This is a genomic window from Streptomyces sp. NPDC087310 (genome assembly GCF_044744405.1).
Lineage (GTDB): Bacteria > Actinomycetota > Actinomycetes > Streptomycetales > Streptomycetaceae > Streptomyces.
The window spans coordinates 931,922-949,499 of record NZ_JBIUYF010000002.1; the positions used below are offsets into that span (position 1 = coordinate 931,922).

A 17,578-nucleotide genomic window follows, 5' to 3' on the forward strand; every position below is an offset into this window, starting at 1 on the left:
CAGGCAGGCGGCCCTGGACGCGGTGTGCCGGTGGCGTGGCGACAGCGCGGCTCGGATCGCTCGCCTCATCACCGACCGCGCCGCATCCGTCCCAAAGGCCGCCGATTTCAACCACCAGAATGCGGGCGCCTCTGCGTCGCCTCAGGACGAAGGAGTATCCGTCCGATGACACACCTCACCGCCGACAGCATGGCCGAGCTGTTCGCCGGCGCTGTCACGCTGGCCAAGTCCGGCGAGAAGGTCAGCCCACGGGGCATGGCCACCCGCGAAGTACGTGACGTCCACCTGCTGCTCACCCAGCCGCGCGCCCGCCTGCTCTACGCACCGCCGTCCCGAATCGTGAATCCGGCCTTCGCTGTAGCCGAGACGGTCTGGCATCTGTCCGGATCCGACGCCTCGTGGATCTTCGACTACAACAACCGGCTGCGGCAGTTCGCCGACGACGGCGTCCTCCTCGGTGCGTACGGACCCAGGATGCGGAACTGGGCCGGCAAGGTGGACCAGCTGGCCCGCGTCGTGGAGATCCTCCAGGCGGACCCCGACTCCCGGCGGGCCCTGATCCAGCTCTACGACCCGGTCCAGGACTCTTCCGGGCACAAGGACGTGCCCTGCACCCTCGGTTTCCGGTTCCACCTGCGCGCCGGCCGCCTGCATATGGCGACCACGATGCGCGGCCAGGACGTGTGGATCGGCATGCCGTACGACGTGTTCTTCTACACCGTGCTGCACGAGCTGGTCGCCGGGTGGCTCGATGCGGAACTCGGCGAGTTCCACCTGCACATCGGCTCGATGCACATCTACGACGAACACGTCGAGCTGGCCGACGCGCTGACCTCGCTCTCGGCGAGCCCGATCATGCCCGACCTGCGTACGCCCTGGACGGGCTTCGCCGGTCTACTCGCCCAGGTCGAGGCCCGCGACGTGACCGGCCACCCCGGCTGGGACGCGATGGCCGAGACGTTGCGCAGCTACCGGCTGTGGAAGGACGGCAAGCACGAGCAGGCGTGGCGCGCGGCCGACACGATCGACGGACCCCTCGGCCAGGCCCTCACCGCCTGGTACGGAGAGCTGAAGCGGCGCTCGGCCAAGCGCGCCGCGACGGCCGGGGCAAGGTGACCGCCGCCATGAAGCGCACACCTTCCATCGTCCTGGGCCTGTGCTCGTACACCCACGACTCGTCGGCCGCCCTTCTCGTGGACGGTGAACTCGTCGGTTTCGTCGAGGAGGAGCGCCTCTCCGAGCAGAAGCACACCAAGCTCTACCCGGCCCGCGCCGTGGGGTGGCTTCTAGACCAGGCCAAACTGCGCGCCACCGACGTGCATGCCGTCGCCTACAACTTCCAGCCCGCCCGCTACCTCGCCGAGTCGCCCGCCGCCCTGTGCATGGCCCTCTCGCCGACGACCCGCGACCGGAGCCTGGCCCGCGCCCAGGGGTTCGCCAAGGTCGCCCTGCGTACCCGGCGGCGGCTGCGTGTCCTCGGCAGCCAGTTCCCCTCGGCCCACGTCACACCGGTTCTGCACCACCGCGCCCACCAGCTCACGGCCTTCACCGCCTCCGGCTGGGAGGAAGCCGCCGTGCTCGTGGTCGACAGCCTCGGCGAGCGGCAGACCACCACCATCGCCCACGGCCACGGCACTCGTCGCCCCCGCGTCCAGTCCCTGGAAGCGATCAACGACCCGGCCTCCCTCGGGTACGTGTACGGCGCCGTCACCGAGCACCTGGGCTGGCGGCGGGGCGACGAGGAAGGCACCGTCATGGCTCTGGCCGCCCTCGGTGACCCCGCCCGCTTCCGCCACCTGTTCGCAAGAGCCGTTCGTACGACGGTCACGGGCTTCCGCATCGACCCCGGCTACTTCCCGACGCGCACCCTCACGTCGGGATACCCGAGGACATCCCGGCGGTTCGTCGCCGAGACCTGCCCCGAGCGGCACCCGAGCGAACCGCTCACCGACGTCCACCGAGACCTGGCGGCTGCCCTCCAGGAGCGGACCGAACAGGTGATGGTCCACCTCGCACGTCGCGCCCGTGTGCTCACCGGCTCCCGGCGCCTGTGCGTGGGAGGCGGAGTCGCCACGAACTGCGTGAGCATCGGGAAGATCATCGAGGCTGGCATCTTCGACGAGGTGTTCGTCCCGCCGGCACCGGGTGACGCCGGAACCGCGATCGGGGCAGCCCTCGCCGTGCACCTCGATGGGCGCAGCCCGCGCCCGGTCGCCGGCATCGCCCGCAACTGCTACCTCGGCCCCTCCTACGAGGAGCAGTCCCTCGACCTCACCCCCTGGCCCGGCCTCCACCAGAAGACCCTGGGCATCGAGTCCGCGGAGTTCCTCGCCGACCAGCTGGCCCACGGCACGATCGCCGGACTGTTCCAGGGAGGCGTCGAAGCCGGGCCGCGTGCCCTGGGCAACCGCTCGATCCTCGCCTCCCCGCTGGAACCCGGCGTCGTCGAGCGGCTGAACGCCACCGTGAAGTTCCGCGAACCGTTCCGGCCTTTCGCCCCCATGGTCCCGGCCGAGCGCGCCGCCGAGTTCTTCACGCTCGGTCAGCCGGCGCCGTACATGTCCATGGCCTCCGGGGTGATGGAGCAGACGCGCGAGCGCGTGCCGGCCATCGTGCACGCCAACGGCACCTCCCGCCTGCAAACCGTCACCAGGTCACAGAACCCGTTCATGCACGCGGTGCTGACCGCCTTCGGCCATCGGACCGGCGTACCCGTGCTGATCAACACGTCCCTCAACGTCAAGGGCAAGCCGATCTGCGGTACACCCGAAATGGCCTTGGACTGCCTGGCCAACTCCGGACTCGACGCCCTGCTCCTCGAAGGGCGGTGGATCACCAAGTGAAGATCGGATACAGCTTCTGGGGCTTCCTCGGCAACGGCGTCACCGACACCCCGGACGGAGGTCGCAGCCACCGCCACCCCTTCATCGACGCCCTCCTCGCCCGCGGTCACGAGATCGTCTTCCTGCAGGCCGACCGCGATCGCCTCGAAGCCGGCGACGACCTCGGCGACGCGTACACCTTCGACGACGGCCTCCCGGGCATCGACGCCCTGTTCCTGGAGTGGCGCTGGGCGATCCCCGGGCGCAACACCACGGTCTGCGGGACAGAGGGGCACACCTGCGACCTCCACCGGCAGGCACAGCTCATCAACCACTACACGGTCCGGCACCGAACGCCCACCGTGATCTGGGACAAGGACCGGACCCTACGCGCCGAGAGCGTGTGGCGCCGTACGGCCCACACCCGCGTCTGCGAGGCCGCCCTCGCGCCGACCCCCGGCGCGCGCTCTCTCCTCTTCCCCGTGGCCGAGGACCTCGTCGCCCAGGCCGACCCCACGGCCCTCGCGGCGCAGCGGCGGGACCTCGTGCTCGGCTACGTGGGCAACCAGTACGACCGCGACGATCCCTTCGACCGCTTCTTCGCCCCGGCCGCCGCCCGCGTCGAGCACCTGGTCGCCGGGAAGTGGACGAAGACCGACCGCTGGCCGCACGTCCGCTTCGTGGGCCGGATCCCGTTCGAGGCTGCCGTCGGCGTCTACGGCCGGTCCCTGGCCACGGTGCTCATGCTGCCTCAGCGGTACGCCGCCGTCGGGCAGATGACCCAGCGCATCTTCGAGGCCGTACTCGCTGGGTGCCTGCCGCTGGCCCCGGCGGACATCCGCTTCGCTGACCGGTTCGTCCCGCAGGAACTGGTCGTGCACTCCGGCAGCGATGTGCTCGAACGCCTCTCCTACCTGCGCGAGATCGCCGGCACCGCGCAGCATGCCGACCTGATCGCCGGGTGTGTGGACCGCCTGCGCCTGTTCGGCTTGAACAGGCAGGTCAACACCCTGGAATCCGTCATGCACGGCCTCGTCCAGGCCCCCAGGACCGAGCGGGGAGCTGGCTGATGCAGACCGCTCGACAGGCCACGGCGCCCAGAGCATCCGGGCGTGTCCCGGAGGATGGGTCCGCCGAACACTCGAATCTCTCTACGCTGGAGCACCATGAAGAAGGTCGCCATCGTCGGCTGCGGAGGCAGCGGCAAATCCCACGTGGCCCGCGAGCTGGGCACGATCCTCGACGCCCCGGTGACGCACCTGGACGCCGCGTTCTACGACGACGAGTGGAACGCGTTGCCCATGGACAAGTTCACGGACGTGCAGCGCGAGTTGGTCGCGCAGCCGCGGTGGGTGATCGACGGCAACTACAACTCGACGCTGCAGGTACGGCTCGAAGCCTGCGACACGGTGGTCCTGATGGACGTGTCGACCGTGGCGGCGCTGTACGGGATCTTCTCCCGCCAGATCCGGCACGGTGCCGGGCACAAGGGCAACGGAGTGCACAACCGCATCCACTGGGGCGTGATCAAGTACGTCGCCACGTACCGGCGCAAGATGCGGCCGCGCGTGATGGCGAAGATCGAGGAGTTCGGCTCCGGCGCCGACGTGGTGCTGCTGGCCAACCGGCGCCAGACGCGCCGCTGGCTGCGGAATGTGGCCGCCGAGCAGTCCTGACCGGCCCGCGCCCCCGGTCAGGGGGCGCGGCATGAACAAGCCCAACGCGTTCCTGGACCCCGCCCGGCAACGGGAGCTGTACGGGCATGCCTCGCGGCTGGCCGGGCGGACCAGCACCCTGATGCGCGCCAAGACCGTCGGCCGCCCCGTGCCCGAGACGATCGTCACCCTGGTGCAGACCCACCACCCGAAGCCGGAACGGCTCGGCGTGGTGCTCGACATCGGCTGCGGTCGCGGCACAAGCAGCCTCGTCATCGCCGAGCGGCTCCGGCCGCAGCGCGTCGTCGGCCTGGACGCCGCTTCCTCCCTGCTCGCCCAGGCCCGCGAGCGCGCCAAGGAGCTGCCCGACAGCACGGTGGACTTCGTCGAAGGCGACTTCCACGACCTCCCGCTGCCCGCCGGGTCGAGCGATGTCGTAGTCGCCGCGTTCTGCCTCTACCACTCGCCGCACCCCGAGGACGTCGTCGCGCAGATCGCCAGGGTCCTCGCCCCCGGGGGTCTGGCCGTGCTCGTCACCAAGGGCGTCGACAGCTACCAGGAGATGGACCAGCTGGTCGCCTCCGCCGGCCTCGATCCGCGAGCCGCCCAGCACGAGAGCCTCTATACCTCAGTCCACAGCGGCAACCTCGCCGACCTGGCCTCCTCCTCGCTCGACGTGATCGCCGTCCTGGACGAGGAGCACGTCTTCACCTTCGAGGGCCATGACCATACGGCTCAGTACCTGGCCACCAACCCCAAGTACGACCTCGCGCCTGGCCTGTACGGCAACCCCGGGGCCCTGGCCGCGACCCTGCACGAATTCCTTCCCGACCAGCCGCTGACCACCCGGTCCCGCATTACCTTCGTCGTCGCCCAGCCGATCGAGGGACGGCCGGCATGACCCTCACGCCCTTCACCAAGCACTACGCCACACCGGAGCGCGCTGCGGCGGCTGTGCGCCACTACCGGTGGATCACCGAGCACGCCAAGCCGCTGCGGCAGCCGACACTCCACACCGCCGGACCGGACACCCTGACGTTCCAACGGATCGAGGGCCGCTCCGTACGCCCCGAGGACCTCCCGCGCATGGCGGAACTGCTGGGCCACGCCCACGGTGCCGCCTGGGCCAGCGACCTGCGGTCCGCGTCGCTGGATACCCCGCACCACTTCCAGGACGGCATGACGTTCGACGACTACCTCGGCCCCCGGAAGCTCGCCCTACGGCGACGCCACGACCAGGGCTACCTGCGGAACAAGGCAGCCCTGCACGCGATGCTCGGCCTGCTGGAAGCAACCGCCCAGGGACCGTGGGCCTTCTACAAGGACAGCAACCCGCGGAACTTCATCGTCACGAACACGCAGGACATCGTCGCCGTCGACACCGACGACCTGTCCCTCGCCCCGATGGGCTACGACCTCGCCAAGCTCATCGCGACACTCCACCTGACCTACGGTCCGCTCTCGGACCGAGCCGTCAGAACCGCCCTGCTCGCGTACAACGCGGCAGCCCTACGCCACGACGCCCGGCTGGGCACGACGGACCGAGGCCAGCTCGACAGCTTCCTGGGCCTGCACGCCGTGCTCACCGCCCCGTACGTAGGCCGCAACGGCTACCGCTACAGCTTGCACCTCCGTTTCAGCCACCGAGGAGCCTCATGATCACCACCGAACTCGTCTTCGTCCGGCACGGCCAGGCCCAGTGCAACGCCGACGGCCTCGTCGGGGGCCCGCGCACCTGCACCGGCCTGACCAACCTCGGGTACGCCCAAGCCGAACAGGCCGCACGCCGCCTGGCCACCGAACACCTGAAGAAGCCTTTCGACGTCGTCTACACCGGCCCACGGATCCGTCTCGTCCAGACCGGCGAGATCATCGCCCAGACGCTCCAGATCCCGGTGCGCCACGACGACCGTCTCGACGGCCCGGTCCACGGCGATGCCGACGGCCAACCCTGGGACGCGGTGAAGACGGCGGCCGACGGCGGACCGCACGCGCATCCCGACACGCCCTGGGCCGCCGGCTCCGACACCTGGAACGGGTTCCTGAAGCGCGCCAGCAGGAACCTGAACCAGCTCATCGAAGAGAACCACGGCAAGCGCGTCGTCTTCGCGGCCCACGGAGAGACGGTGATCACCGCACACACCCTGCTGCTCGGCATCCCGATCGGCTCGCCGGCCGGCTTCACCCACAACCACGCCTCCATCACCCGTTGGCAACACCACCGCAACCGCCTGGGCCAGAACCGCTGGATGCTCGACCGTCACAACGACACCGAGCACCTCAGCCTCCTCACTCCGGAGCCGACCCCGTGATCGCGACCTCGGACGACCCCCGGATCCGACTGGCGCACCACTGCCTCGGCACCGTCGAGATCGCACCGGACCCCCGGCTTCCGCCCCGGGTCATGCGCCTGGTGGCCGACGACGGACGTCACTTCATCGCCAAGCAGCACGCGAAGCGGGACCGGTACGCCGGAGAACTCGGTGCCTACGGCGCGTGGGGCACCCATCTGACCGGCCATGCGCCGGAGCTGGTCGGCCGCGACGACGCCACCTTCACCCTGCTGCTCACCGCGCTCACAGGCGACCGGGCGGACACCGTGGCCCCGGGCTCACCCGAGGAGGAACTGGCCCACCACGAGGCCGGCCTCGTGCTCGGCAGGCTGCACCGGGCTACCTCCATGCCCCAGGGCGGTGCCGTCGGCGCTGCACTCGCCGAGCGCTTCCAGTGGTGGATCGACCGGGCCGCCCACGCTGCGCTGATCGACGCGGCCGAGGAGCACCTGCTGAAGCACCACGCGGCGATCCTGGGCACCAGCCACATGGACAGTGCGGTCTGCCATCTCGACTACCAGCCGCGTAACTGGTTGATAGGCGACACCCTCGGCATTTTCGACTTCGAGCACATGCGACGCGACGCCCGCGTCCGTGACTTCGCCCGGCTCGAATTCCGGCGCTGGCAAGCCGCACCCCACCTCCGCACCGCCTTCTTCGACGGCTACGGGCGGCCGCCGAACGACACCGAGCGACGCCTCCTGGAGTCCTTCGGCGCCATCGAGGCGGCCACGGCCCTGGTCAAGGGCCACCAGGAGTGCGACTCCACTCTCAGCGCGCACGGGAGAACCGTCCTGTCCCGGCTCACTTGACCCCCTTCTTCGACGACACCTCTCTGGAGATCCCCGTGCCGCAGCACGAGCAGCCCCCGACCAACGCTGCCCCTCGACGGGCCGTGGTGACCGGCTCCGCCGGATTCATCGGGTCCCACCTCGCACACGCCCTCGTCCAGGCCGGCACCACCGTGATCGGCGTGGACCGCCGAGACCCGTCCACCGACCCGACGGCCGCCGCCAACCTCGCTGCGTTGCGGGGGCGCCCGGGATACCACCACGTCACGGCCGACCTCCTCCACTGCGCGATCGACCCTCTCCTGATCGACGCGGACGCGATCTTCCACCTCGCCGGCATCCCCGGCGTACGGCCCTCCTGGGGACCGCAGTTCGGCGACTACCTCGCGTCCAACGTGCTGGCCACTCACCGCGTCCTCGACGCCTCCACCCGGATCGGCGTCCCCCGACTGGTCGTCGCCTCCTCCTCCAGCGTCTACGGTCCGGCCGAGGGCGGAGCGAGCCTCGAGACCGACCGCCCGAAGCCCGCCTCCCCGTACGCCGTAACCAAACTGGCCGAGGAACAGCTCTGCCTCGCCTACGCCGAGCGCCCCAGCGGCCCCAGCGTCGTCGCCCTGCGGTACTTCACCGTCTACGGCCCCCGGCAGCGCGCCGACATGTTCACCCATCGCGCCCTGCACGCCGCCCTCACCGGACAACCCCTGCGTCTGTACGGAGACGGCCACCAGCGTCGCGACTTCACCTACATCGACGACGTGGTCGCCGCCACGATCGCCGCCGCCGTCGTGCCGACCGCCCACGGCGCCATCAACGTCGGCGGCGGATCGAACGCATCGCTGCTGGACGTAATCAACATCGCCACCAGCCTCACCGGCCGCGACATCCAGCTCCACCAGGACCAAGCGCGCAACGGTGACGTCCTCGTTACCCGCGCCGACCCCGGCCGTGCCCGAGAAGTCCTCGGCTGGCAGCCGCGAATTGACCTCCACAGCGGGCTGCGCGCACACATGCAGGCGCTGGCTGCCCAGGTTCCGGATTACAGCCGGGCCGCGTAACCCTACGCCTCGAAGCCCGAGAGGAGTGGTAGTGGAAACTCCCGAGCAAGCGCGGCTGGACGCCTTCTTCCGGCAGATCACCGCGCAGTTCCCCGCCGGCGAAACGATCACGACGCTGGTCATCACGCACCTGCTCCCGGAAAGACCGGCATTCCTGCGCGCCATGACCGCGGTCTCCACGGTGGGCGCCGTACTGCCCAAGCCCCGGTCGATCCACCAGCCGACCCTCGACGCCGTCCGGCGCACCCTGCCGATCCACAACCTGACCCGGGAGCGGTTCACCGACAAGACGCAAGCCCTGGATTACCTGGAGGACACGGCCGGCGGCCAGGACGTCGTCCTGGTGGACATCGGCGGGTACTTCGCGGCCAGCCTCGACACTCTCATGAGCAAGTTCTCCGGCCGCATCCTCGGCGTCGTCGAGGACACCGAGAACGGTCACCAGCGGTACGCAGCCCTCGGCTCCTTGCCGTGTCCGGTCGTGTCCGTGGCCCGCTCGCCGCTCAAGGACTGCGAGGACCACCTCGTCGGCCGGTCGATCGTGTTCTCCACCGACGCCCTCGTCCGCGCCCGAGGGGACATCCTGACCAGCCGCAACGCCTGCGTCATCGGCTTCGGCAAAATCGGCCGCGCCATCGCACAAACCCTGCGCGCCCAGGACCTGCGCGTCACCGTGTACGACAACGATCCGGTGAAGCGGGTACAGGCGCACTCCCTCGGCTTCCGCACCAGCGCGTCCACCACCGCGGCCGTCCACGACGCGGAACTCGTCCTGTGCGCCACCGGCAATCTCGCCCTTCGGCACGAGGATTTCGCCGCCCTGCGGAACGGCGCGTACCTCGGATCGGTGACCTCTTCCGAGGACGAACTGGAACTCGGCAGCCTCCACGACCTCTACGAACGCCAGCCCGTCGGACCCCAGTTGACGCGATACGAGGTCATCGGCCACTACTTCTACGTTCTCGCCGACGGGGGTGCAGTCAACTTCGTGCACGGCGCCGCCGTCGGCACCTACATCCACCTCGTCCAGGCCGAGATACTCGCCGCCACCGCCGCACTCAGCCACGCCCGCTTCCAGCCCGGACTGCACGAGATGCCGGCGGCCGACCGCGACACCATCGCCAGAATCTGGCTCCGCCACTTCGAAAGGTGACTTCGTTGCCTCCCTCCACCGACCACATCCGCGCCGTCACGGAGGCGTACCTCGCCCGCCACCCCAACGAACGTGACTCCCTGACCCTGCTGTTCGCCGCGCTCGCCGGAACGGAAGCTCCCACCAGCCGTAAGACCTTTCCCGCCCACGTGACCTGCAGCGCCATCCTCATCAACGGCGAACGGCACGTGCTGCACATCGCACACAAGGCGTCCGGGAAACCGCTGGCGCCCGGCGGACACAACGAACCGGCTGACCAGCACCTGCGCGATGCCGCCCTGCGCGAACTGCACGAGGAGGCCGGCATTCCGCCCAGCGCTGTCGTCCCCCTCGCCGGCTACGAGAACGTTCCCCCTCGACATCGACGAGCACACGATCGACGCGAACCCGTCGAAGAACGAGCCGGCCCACCACCACGTGGACTTCCGCTGGGCCTTCCAACTCGGGGCAGAACACGCGGTAGCGCTTCAAGAAGAGGAGGTCGAGGGCTACCAGTGGCGGCCGTTCGCAAACGCCGCCTCACTCACCGTCCGCGCGAAGCTCGCCCAGCTCGTCTGAAGCCCCGCTCTTACCCGACCACCAGGAGGACGCCGTGGCCGCCACCACAGCCAAACCGACCGGCGCCAAACCGCGCCGACACGTCGCCGTCATACCCTGCCGCTGGGGCGCTTCGCGCTTCCCCGGCAAACCACTGGCCCTCCTCGGCGACAAGCCGTTGCTCTGGCACGTCCACCAGCGCTGCCTGGAGACCAAACGCCTCGACGGAGCCATCGTGGCGACCGACGACGAACGCATCGAAGCCGCGTGCCGCCAACTGGGCATCGACTGCATTCGCACCGGAGAGCACCTCACCGGCACCGACCGCGTAGCGGAGGTCGCCGAGCGCTTGCCTGCCGAGGGGTACATCAACGTCCAGGGAGACGAACCGTTCATCTCGCCGACCGCCATCGACGACGTCTCCGAGGCCCTGGAGTACAGGCCGCCGGGCACCTTCGCCGTGAACGCCTACACCGAGCTGGTCGACGTCGGCGCCGTCCTGGACCACAACGTCGTCAAGGTCGTCGTCACGGCCCGCAGCGAGGCCCTGATGTTCTCGCGCCAGCCCATCCCCTATCCCAAAGGAGACCGCCCGAGGTACCTACGCCAACTGGGTCTATACGGCTTCACCGGCCCAACTCTCCAATACTTCCTACAACTCCAGCAGGGGCCCCTGGAGCGCGCCGAGGGTGTGGAGATGCTGCGGTTCATCGAGCACGGTCACGCCGTACACATGGTTCCCGTCCTGGACGACGGTGTGGCGATAGACACGCCGGAAGATTTGGCGCGAGCCGAGCGTCTCCTCAACCGATGCGGCGGAGCGGTTCTCATGCATAGAACCTCGAGGCGGTCTGCACTCATGTGACGCAAGCGGATACTCGTCCGTACTCCTAAAACACCCCGTCTCCAGCGCTCCAGATACCGGGCTCAGCGAGACGCGGCATGGCCTCGGTAATGACGCCCTTCATCGTTACCCTGCGGAGTAACTTAAGGCACGACACCTTCGCCTCTTCAGCCAGAATCGCCAATGCCGATGAGGTGAAGGGTTTTTTCGGGAGGAACTGAAGGCACGCAACCAAAGGGAAACCCTGGGTACGGCTCGATCAAGGAGCGCTCGTGTCCTCCGGCGAACGGGACTCTACGATCGCCCATAGGCCCCCTCGCGCCTCCGCGGAAGCTGCCTTCGCGTGGGTCAGCCTCCGTAGCACAGTGGATAGAGCAGGTGCCTTCTAAGCACCTGCTCTATTCCGCCCGTCAGGCACAGAGAGGCGTACTTGGGCTTCATGGCCGTCAGAGACGGTCGCGATGAACTTCCAAGACATCCTCAGCTGCCGCATGCGCGACCCCGCGGCCGTGTACGTCGAGGCGATGCGCAGGAGCTCCCCAGGACACTTCGACCCGGCATCTGTCGACGAGGTGCCTGCCGCGCCTCAGACCGTGATCGTTGAGCGGGAGCCGAAGCGCTCACGGAAGCGGAAATTGGAGCCGCGTCGCCTCTGGCGTCGCGGCACAAGGGACCCACTCACCCGCTCCGGACCAGACACCTACTCCGGGAACGGCTACACGCTCACCCCGACCGACAGCACCGACGGAGTCGCCAGCTTCACACTCGACCTGAAGCGTGCCCCCGGGCTCCAATACATCCGCCAATATCCCCGCAGGGAATATGCCATGCGTTCGAATTCCATGACCATTGTCAGTGCCGTGTTTTAGCTTGAACTCAGCGCGCCAGAAATGAACTTGGGGGGACAGAACTGGTGATCTTCAAAGAGCCGTCGACAGTTTACGAGAGCATCACCTTGCGGATCCGGGCCCTGGCCGTGGGCTCCCCGCTGGTGGCCCTGGACAGCAGCAAGGCCAAAAAGGAACGCGGGTGGAACCGATACCGCATGGCCGAGCTGGCCTTGGCCGCCATTGACTTCGTGACCCTGCGCACGGACATGACCTCGGCCGTGCGGCAGGACGCTGTCGTGGAACACGTGGCCGAGTTCGCCGCCCTGCAGCTGCCGGAGCGGACGGGGGAGGAGTACCGGGCGGTCGCCCGCTGGGTGACCGAGCGGCTGATCAACACCGAAGAACGCGACCGTGCCTTCCACCACGACGTCGGGCACATGACCGACGAGGGATTCGAGACGCGCACAGCGTCCTTCCAGATCCTCAAGGAAGTCCCTGATCATGTGGGTCAGGCCGCGCTGATCGCCACCGACGCGGCGATCACCGTGCTGGTGCATGCGATCGATGTCGACATCGCCTCGGAACAGATCGCCGCTGAAGCCAAACTGGAGGCGCTGCTGAGGCGTTCACGGATCAGCGAGGCGTGGCAGGCCGCGCAGAACGCACGGAGCAGCCGGCCGACATCGATCCCCGCATCCAGAGAGCAAGGAAACGGGCGGGCTACACAAACGGTCCAGAGCCCGCGCTTTCCGCCGGCGCACCGCTCACGATCAGCCTGCCCTCCAAGCACCCTGCATTGCGCAACGATCTGCCTCGCCGTAGAGGGAGCCGGCGGTGGAGCGCCCGGGCCATCATGGCGAGGCCACGACGCTGCCGTTTCTGCGTAGCGGTACCGGCAATCTCACGAGCAAGATGGGGTTGGCCACTGATCACGGCCATCCGGCCGGCCCGACTACGATGACTGGCCGGGCGGAGTAAAAGTGCGAGCCAGGATCCGGCTTCCCACTGTCCGAAGACCTTCATGTCGAATACCGATGCCCCAGATCCGGAGGTTTCCCGGTGACATCAGCTCCGCGGCCGTCTGCGCCCCGGCCCGGCCCTCCGCCGCGGCGGGAGCGCTGGTTCCAGCCGCGCAAGTCCAGCTACGAGTGGGAGCAGGACGGACTGGACCATGTGCGGCAGCTGCTACCGGACGCCGAGCCGTACCGGGCGTGGGCGACATTCCAGTTCACCGCAGCCTCCGGACGGGTCAACGAGTGTGACCTGCTCATCGCGGCGCCGGGCGGCGTCTACCTGGTGGAGCTGAAGGGGCATCCAGGCCGGGTCGTCAATCATGGGGACACCTGGCAGTTTCACGCGGACCGGGTGCGGACTCTGAAGAACCCACTGCACCTGACCGATATGAAAGCCAAGGAGCTCAAGGGTCAGCTGGAACGTGCGGCCCGGGCACGGAAGATCGACCCGCGGCGTATTCCCTTCATCAGGCCGGCCGTCTTCCTCCACGATGCCAATCTCGTCAGCGAACTGGACGAAGTGCAGCGCACCGGCGTCTACGGCCGCAACGGCGGTTCGAGTGGCCTGCCGAAGATCTGGGACGGCCTGCTCGGGCTGCCGCCGGAGCGGGACAGCTGGCGCGTCACCCCAAACACGGCTCAGCTGCTCGAAGAGCTGATGAAGCACATCGGCATCAGCCACTCGACCGCGCACCTGCGGTTCGGCGACGGCTGGAAGCTCGAACCGCGTCTCCTGGATGCGGGCCCGGGCTGGGAGGACCGGCTGGCGGTACGGGTCGACGGACTGGTCCAGGAGAATGGCCGGGTCCGTATCTACCTGGCCGGGCAGGCCGCATCGGAGCAGCAGCGCGAGAAGGTGGACCGTGCGGCCCGCCGCGAGTACCAGGTACTGCAAGGCATCAATCACCGGGGCATCGTGCAGGCCACGCAGATCCGGGAGCACCAGGGCGGGCCGGCCATTCTCTTCCGGCACCGGGAGACGGATCTACGGCTCGACGCGTACCTGGATGCGTACGGGGGACGTCTGACACCTGCGCTCAGACTGGACCTCGTGCGTCAGCTGGCAGAAGCCCTGCGATACGCCCACAACCGTTCCCTCTACCACCGGGCGCTCTCGGCCCGCTCGGTGTACGTCTCGGCACGCGAGGACGGCACCGACCCCACTCTGCACATCGCGGACTGGCAAACCGCCGCTCGCGACTTCGAAACGACCATGCACCGGTCGCTCGGCGACACTCCGTTGGACTCGGGTCTGATCGCGGATGTCGCCCAGGTGTACCTGGCTCCCGAGACCGACCAGGAGTTCGCCGATCCAGTCGATCTCGACGTCTTCGGCGTCGGCAGCCTGGCCTATTTGTTGCTGACCGGGCGTCCCCCCGCCGATCGCCGTAGTGCGCTGGTGGACCGGCTGACAGCGGACGGCGGCTTGCATCCTTACGCGGTGACCGACGGTCTCTCCACCGCGCTGGACTCGATGGTGTTCCGGGCGACCGCCGCCGACGTGCAGCACCGGCTGGCGTCCGTGGACGACTTCCTGGGACTGCTCGACGCCGCGGAGGCCGAGGCCACCCCGCTGGACCGCCCCGGGACGGTGGTCACCGACCCGCTCTCAGTGCAACCGGGCCAGCCTCTGGACGAAACCTGGACCGTGACACGCGTCCTCGGCACCGGTGCCACGGCCCGCGCGGTGCTGGTCCGCCGCACCGTGACCGCTGAGGCACCTGCGAGTGACCAGGACTCCCCCCGGGTCTTCAAGATCGCCCTGGATCAGCAGAAGGACGCACGCCTGTACGCCGAGGCCAAGGCGCTCCAGGAGGTGGGCGGCGGGCGCATCGTGAAGCTGCTCGCCCCGCCGCGGGAGATCGGTCCGCGGACCGTCCTTGAGATCGAGTTCGCGGGCGGTTTCCGTGCCGCCGGGGACCGGGAAGCGGTGAGCCTGGGGTCACGGCTGCGTGGCGAGGGCCGTCTCAGCTACTACCAGTTGGAGCGGTTCGGCAACGACCTCTTCGACGCCCTAGACAGCCTGGCCGCACGCGGAGTACGCCATCGCGACATCAAGCCGGACAATCTCGGCCTGTTCAAGCGCAACGACGGCTCGTGGCAGTTGATGCTGTTCGACTTCTCGCTGGCCGACGCCCCCGATCAGGATGTGCACGCCGGCACCCGCGGCTACCTCGATCCGTTCCTCGGCGGGGGGAGCCGCGCCAGGTACGACGACCACGCCGAGTGGTACGCCGCCGCTGTGACCCTGCACGAGATGGCCTCGGGGGTGCGTCCGACCTGGGGCGACGGGCAGAGCTCTCCGCTGACTGTGCCGACCGCCGACCTCTACGTCGCCCGCGAGCTGTTCGAACCGGCCCTCAGCGAGGGCCTCACCCGTTTCTTCGAACGCGCTCTGCACCGTGATGTGGAGCAGAGGTTCGACAGCCTGCGTGATCTGCAGGAGGGCTGGCGTCAGGTGTTCCGCCAGGCGGACTCGACTCCTCCGGCGACCACGCCCGCCACCCTCGGCTCCCAGGGCGAGGACGTCGAGGACATTCGCGAGCAAGCCGCGGCCGCAGCCACATTGAAGACCCCCCTGGACGCGGCTGGGCTCTCACCGCGCGCGGTGTCCGTCGCGGCCTCCCTTGGCGCCGCCACCGTGGGTGCCTTGCTCGACATCGCGCCGCACACCATTTCGCGTGCGCGCGGCGCGGGCAACGTGATCCGCAAGGAACTCAACCGGCGCCACCGGCAGTGGACCCAGGACCTGCGGAAGCGGCCGGCAGCCACGGCGCCCGTACCGTTGCCCCCGGACTCCCCCGAGGAGTTCCTGGAGTCCGTGGATACTCTGGCTGCCCGGTTGACCCCCCAGGATTCCGGTCGCCGGGCGAAGAAACCCCGCCCCGACGTCGTGTCGGCCACTCTCCAGTTGCCCGGATGCGTGCCGCTGGAGACCTGGCCCGCGCAGTCGGCTGTCGCCAAAGCCCTGGGAATCAGCCAACCGACTGTCTCCCAGCACCTGGTCGCCGCGAACGACCAATGGGCCGCCCAGCCGTGGCTCTGCAAGGTCCGCGACGAGCTGGTGGTCCTCCTTTTGGGGCAGGGACGGGTGTCAACCGCCGCTGAGCTCGCGGCCGAGCTGCGCGTCCGGCACGGCGCGAGCGCGGGCGCGGATCCCGCCGAGACGCTGGGCAAGGCCCTCGCCGTCGTACGCGCAGCGGCCGACACCGAGGCCCGGAAGCGTCCGGAGACCACGACCCACGTCGAAGGCGACTTGGAGCCCGCTGCTCGGCTCGCTATTCTGCGGCGTGGTGGTCACGTCGTGCTCGCACTGGAGGACCAGCCCGGGGCCGACGATCCCACTCCCGCCGAACTCGCGGACTACGCCGCCCGGCTCGGTGAGGTGGCAACCGATATCGCCACACGGGATCCGTTGCCCGGCCGGGCAACGGTGCTGCGCGAACTGCGAGCCGTGCCGGCGCCCGAGGGCATGGTGCCGGTCGCTGACACCCGGCTCGTGGAGCTGGCCGCGTCCATGGCGGTCCGGGTCGGGTCCTCTCCGCGCCTTGAGCTTTTCCCGCTGGCCCTCGGTCTGTCGCGTGCTCTGCTGATTTCCCAGGCCCCTGCCGGGGTGCGGCCGGGTGTAGGCATAAGCACTGACGAGCTGCTCGTCCGGGTGCGGGCCCGTTTCCCCGGGCTCACCGCGCTCCACGGCATCACGTACATCGAGGTGGCTGAGGCCCTCACCAAGGCCGGCTTCCCACTTGAGTACGACCAGGACCGCAAGCGGTTCCTGCCGCGGGTACCCGAAGCGGGCAGCACTGGGCTCGCGCTCACTGCCTCCGCGCTGACCAGCACGGGCAGTCTGATCGCCGCCGCGCAGCGCGATCTCGCCCAGGGCCTGGACCCGCGCGAGGTGCTCGCCGCACGCCTGGCGGCGGCGCGCCGCCGGGGCGGTTTCGTCGCCCTCACGCTCAAGGGGGCCGAGATGCCCGGCATCGCCGCGAGCCTGGCCAACCGTTTCGGAGTCAACATGGTCTCGCTCGGCGACCTGTTCCTGGCTTCACTCCGTGACTTGGCCGAGGAACAGGGGGTGCAGTGGCAGGCGCTGCTCAAGGCTGACGCGAAGTTCTCCGTGTCGGGCTCGCTCGGCGCCGGGCTCGCCTCTTACACCCGGCTCGCTGCAGAACGTGTCACCGCACAGGTCGTCGCCCTGGCCGAACGAGCGGAACCGCGCACGGTCGTCCTGGCGCACGAGAGTGCCCTGATCGCCCGCTACTGGGAGGCAGGCGGACGGGAGCTCCTGGTCGCGCTGCAGGAAGCCGCGCGTCGTCCCGCCGACCTTCCGCACGGGCTGTGGCTCCTGGTTCCCATGGAGGATCCGCGGGCGACACCGGCGCTGGAAGGACGGACGGTGGATGTGGTGGACCGGGTCAGCGAGTGGGTGGTCCTTGAAGGACTGTTCCTGAAGGAGCTGCAGACGGCGGTCAAGTGACGATGCGAGGGCGGAGCTCAGGACTGCTGAGTTGTCGTGACCTACGCTCCCCGGCCGACGAACGCGTC

13 protein-coding genes and 1 pseudogene are annotated in these 17,578 nt (G+C 69.1%); all 14 read left to right on the forward strand.

Annotated features, from left to right (window positions below):
- The first annotated feature begins 165 nt into the window (after nt 1-165).
- The 14 genes and pseudogenes from ACIO3P_RS09810 (at nt 166) to pglW (ending at nt 17,510) form a co-directional block, all read left to right on the forward strand.
- Nucleotides 166-1,116, forward strand: coding sequence for a thymidylate synthase (locus ACIO3P_RS09810; protein WP_401848190.1), 951 nt, complete (start codon nt 166-168; stop codon nt 1,114-1,116).
- Nucleotides 1,117-1,124: 8 nt separating this feature from the next.
- Complete coding sequence (locus ACIO3P_RS09815; protein WP_401848188.1) at nt 1,125-2,843, forward strand: carbamoyltransferase; 1,719 nt, start codon at nt 1,125-1,127, stop codon at nt 2,841-2,843.
- Nucleotides 2,840-3,892: a hypothetical protein gene (locus ACIO3P_RS09820; RefSeq protein WP_401848187.1), complete on the forward strand. Its 1,053-nt coding sequence runs from the start codon at nt 2,840-2,842 to the stop codon at nt 3,890-3,892. The genes ACIO3P_RS09815 and ACIO3P_RS09820 overlap by 4 nt, the downstream gene beginning before the upstream one ends.
- 96 nt (nt 3,893-3,988) lie before the next feature.
- Nucleotides 3,989-4,498 (forward strand): topology modulation protein, encoded by a 510-nt coding sequence (locus ACIO3P_RS09825; RefSeq protein ID WP_401848186.1) that lies wholly within the window; start codon nt 3,989-3,991, stop codon nt 4,496-4,498.
- 31 nt (nt 4,499-4,529) lie between these two features.
- The gene (locus tag ACIO3P_RS09830; protein ID WP_401848185.1) at nt 4,530-5,378 is read left to right on the forward strand and encodes a class I SAM-dependent methyltransferase; all 849 of its coding nucleotides are present in this window, start codon (nt 4,530-4,532) and stop codon (nt 5,376-5,378) included.
- The gene (locus ACIO3P_RS09835; protein WP_401848183.1) at nt 5,375-6,136 is read left to right on the forward strand and encodes a phosphotransferase; all 762 of its coding nucleotides are present in this window, start codon (nt 5,375-5,377) and stop codon (nt 6,134-6,136) included. Before ACIO3P_RS09830 ends, ACIO3P_RS09835 begins: the two co-directional genes overlap by 4 nt.
- Nucleotides 6,133-6,789, forward strand: a complete 657-nt coding sequence (locus ACIO3P_RS09840) for a histidine phosphatase family protein (protein WP_401848182.1) — start codon at nt 6,133-6,135, stop codon at nt 6,787-6,789. The genes ACIO3P_RS09835 and ACIO3P_RS09840 overlap by 4 nt, the downstream gene beginning before the upstream one ends.
- Nucleotides 6,786-7,622: an aminoglycoside phosphotransferase gene (locus tag ACIO3P_RS09845; RefSeq protein ID WP_401848180.1), complete on the forward strand. Its 837-nt coding sequence runs from the start codon at nt 6,786-6,788 to the stop codon at nt 7,620-7,622. The genes ACIO3P_RS09840 and ACIO3P_RS09845 overlap by 4 nt, the downstream gene beginning before the upstream one ends.
- Before the next feature lie 83 nt (nt 7,623-7,705).
- Nucleotides 7,706-8,656 carry an NAD-dependent epimerase/dehydratase family protein gene (locus ACIO3P_RS09850; protein ID WP_401848819.1) on the forward strand — a complete coding sequence of 317 codons (951 nt, stop codon included), beginning with the start codon at nt 7,706-7,708 and terminating at the stop codon, nt 8,654-8,656.
- A 31-nt stretch (nt 8,657-8,687) separates the two neighbouring features.
- Nucleotides 8,688-9,809, forward strand: a complete 1,122-nt coding sequence (locus tag ACIO3P_RS09855; protein ID WP_401848179.1) for an adenosylhomocysteinase — start codon at nt 8,688-8,690, stop codon at nt 9,807-9,809.
- Nucleotides 9,810-9,997: 188 nt separating this feature from the next.
- Nucleotides 9,998-10,123 (forward strand): annotated as a pseudogene (locus tag ACIO3P_RS09860) (NUDIX domain-containing protein); the annotation flags it as partial.
- A 278-nt stretch (nt 10,124-10,401) separates the two neighbouring features.
- On the forward strand, nt 10,402-11,211 hold the full coding sequence (locus tag ACIO3P_RS09865; protein WP_401848178.1) for a 3-deoxy-manno-octulosonate cytidylyltransferase: 810 nt from the start codon (nt 10,402-10,404) through the stop codon (nt 11,209-11,211).
- An 892-nt stretch (nt 11,212-12,103) separates the two neighbouring features.
- Complete coding sequence (locus ACIO3P_RS09870; protein WP_401848176.1) at nt 12,104-12,907, forward strand: hypothetical protein; 804 nt, start codon at nt 12,104-12,106, stop codon at nt 12,905-12,907.
- Nucleotides 12,908-13,079: 172 nt separating this feature from the next.
- On the forward strand, nt 13,080-17,510 hold the full coding sequence (gene pglW, locus ACIO3P_RS09875) for a BREX system serine/threonine kinase PglW (RefSeq protein WP_401848174.1): 4,431 nt from the start codon (nt 13,080-13,082) through the stop codon (nt 17,508-17,510).
- Nucleotides 17,511-17,578 lie beyond the last annotated feature (68 nt).

What these genes read in the sequence shown, in the direction of transcription:
- ACIO3P_RS09810 (WP_401848190.1), top strand. Translation starts at nt 166, where the DNA reads ATGACACACCTCACCGCCGACAGCATGGCCGAGCTGTTCGCCGGCGCT.
- ACIO3P_RS09815 (WP_401848188.1), top strand. Translation starts at nt 1,125, where the DNA reads ATGAAGCGCACACCTTCCATCGTCCTGGGCCTGTGCTCGTACACCCAC.
- ACIO3P_RS09825 (WP_401848186.1), top strand. Translation starts at nt 3,989, where the DNA reads ATGAAGAAGGTCGCCATCGTCGGCTGCGGAGGCAGCGGCAAATCCCAC.
- ACIO3P_RS09830 (WP_401848185.1), top strand. Translation starts at nt 4,530, where the DNA reads ATGAACAAGCCCAACGCGTTCCTGGACCCCGCCCGGCAACGGGAGCTG.
- ACIO3P_RS09835 (WP_401848183.1), top strand. Translation starts at nt 5,375, where the DNA reads ATGACCCTCACGCCCTTCACCAAGCACTACGCCACACCGGAGCGCGCT.
- ACIO3P_RS09840 (WP_401848182.1), top strand. Translation starts at nt 6,133, where the DNA reads ATGATCACCACCGAACTCGTCTTCGTCCGGCACGGCCAGGCCCAGTGC.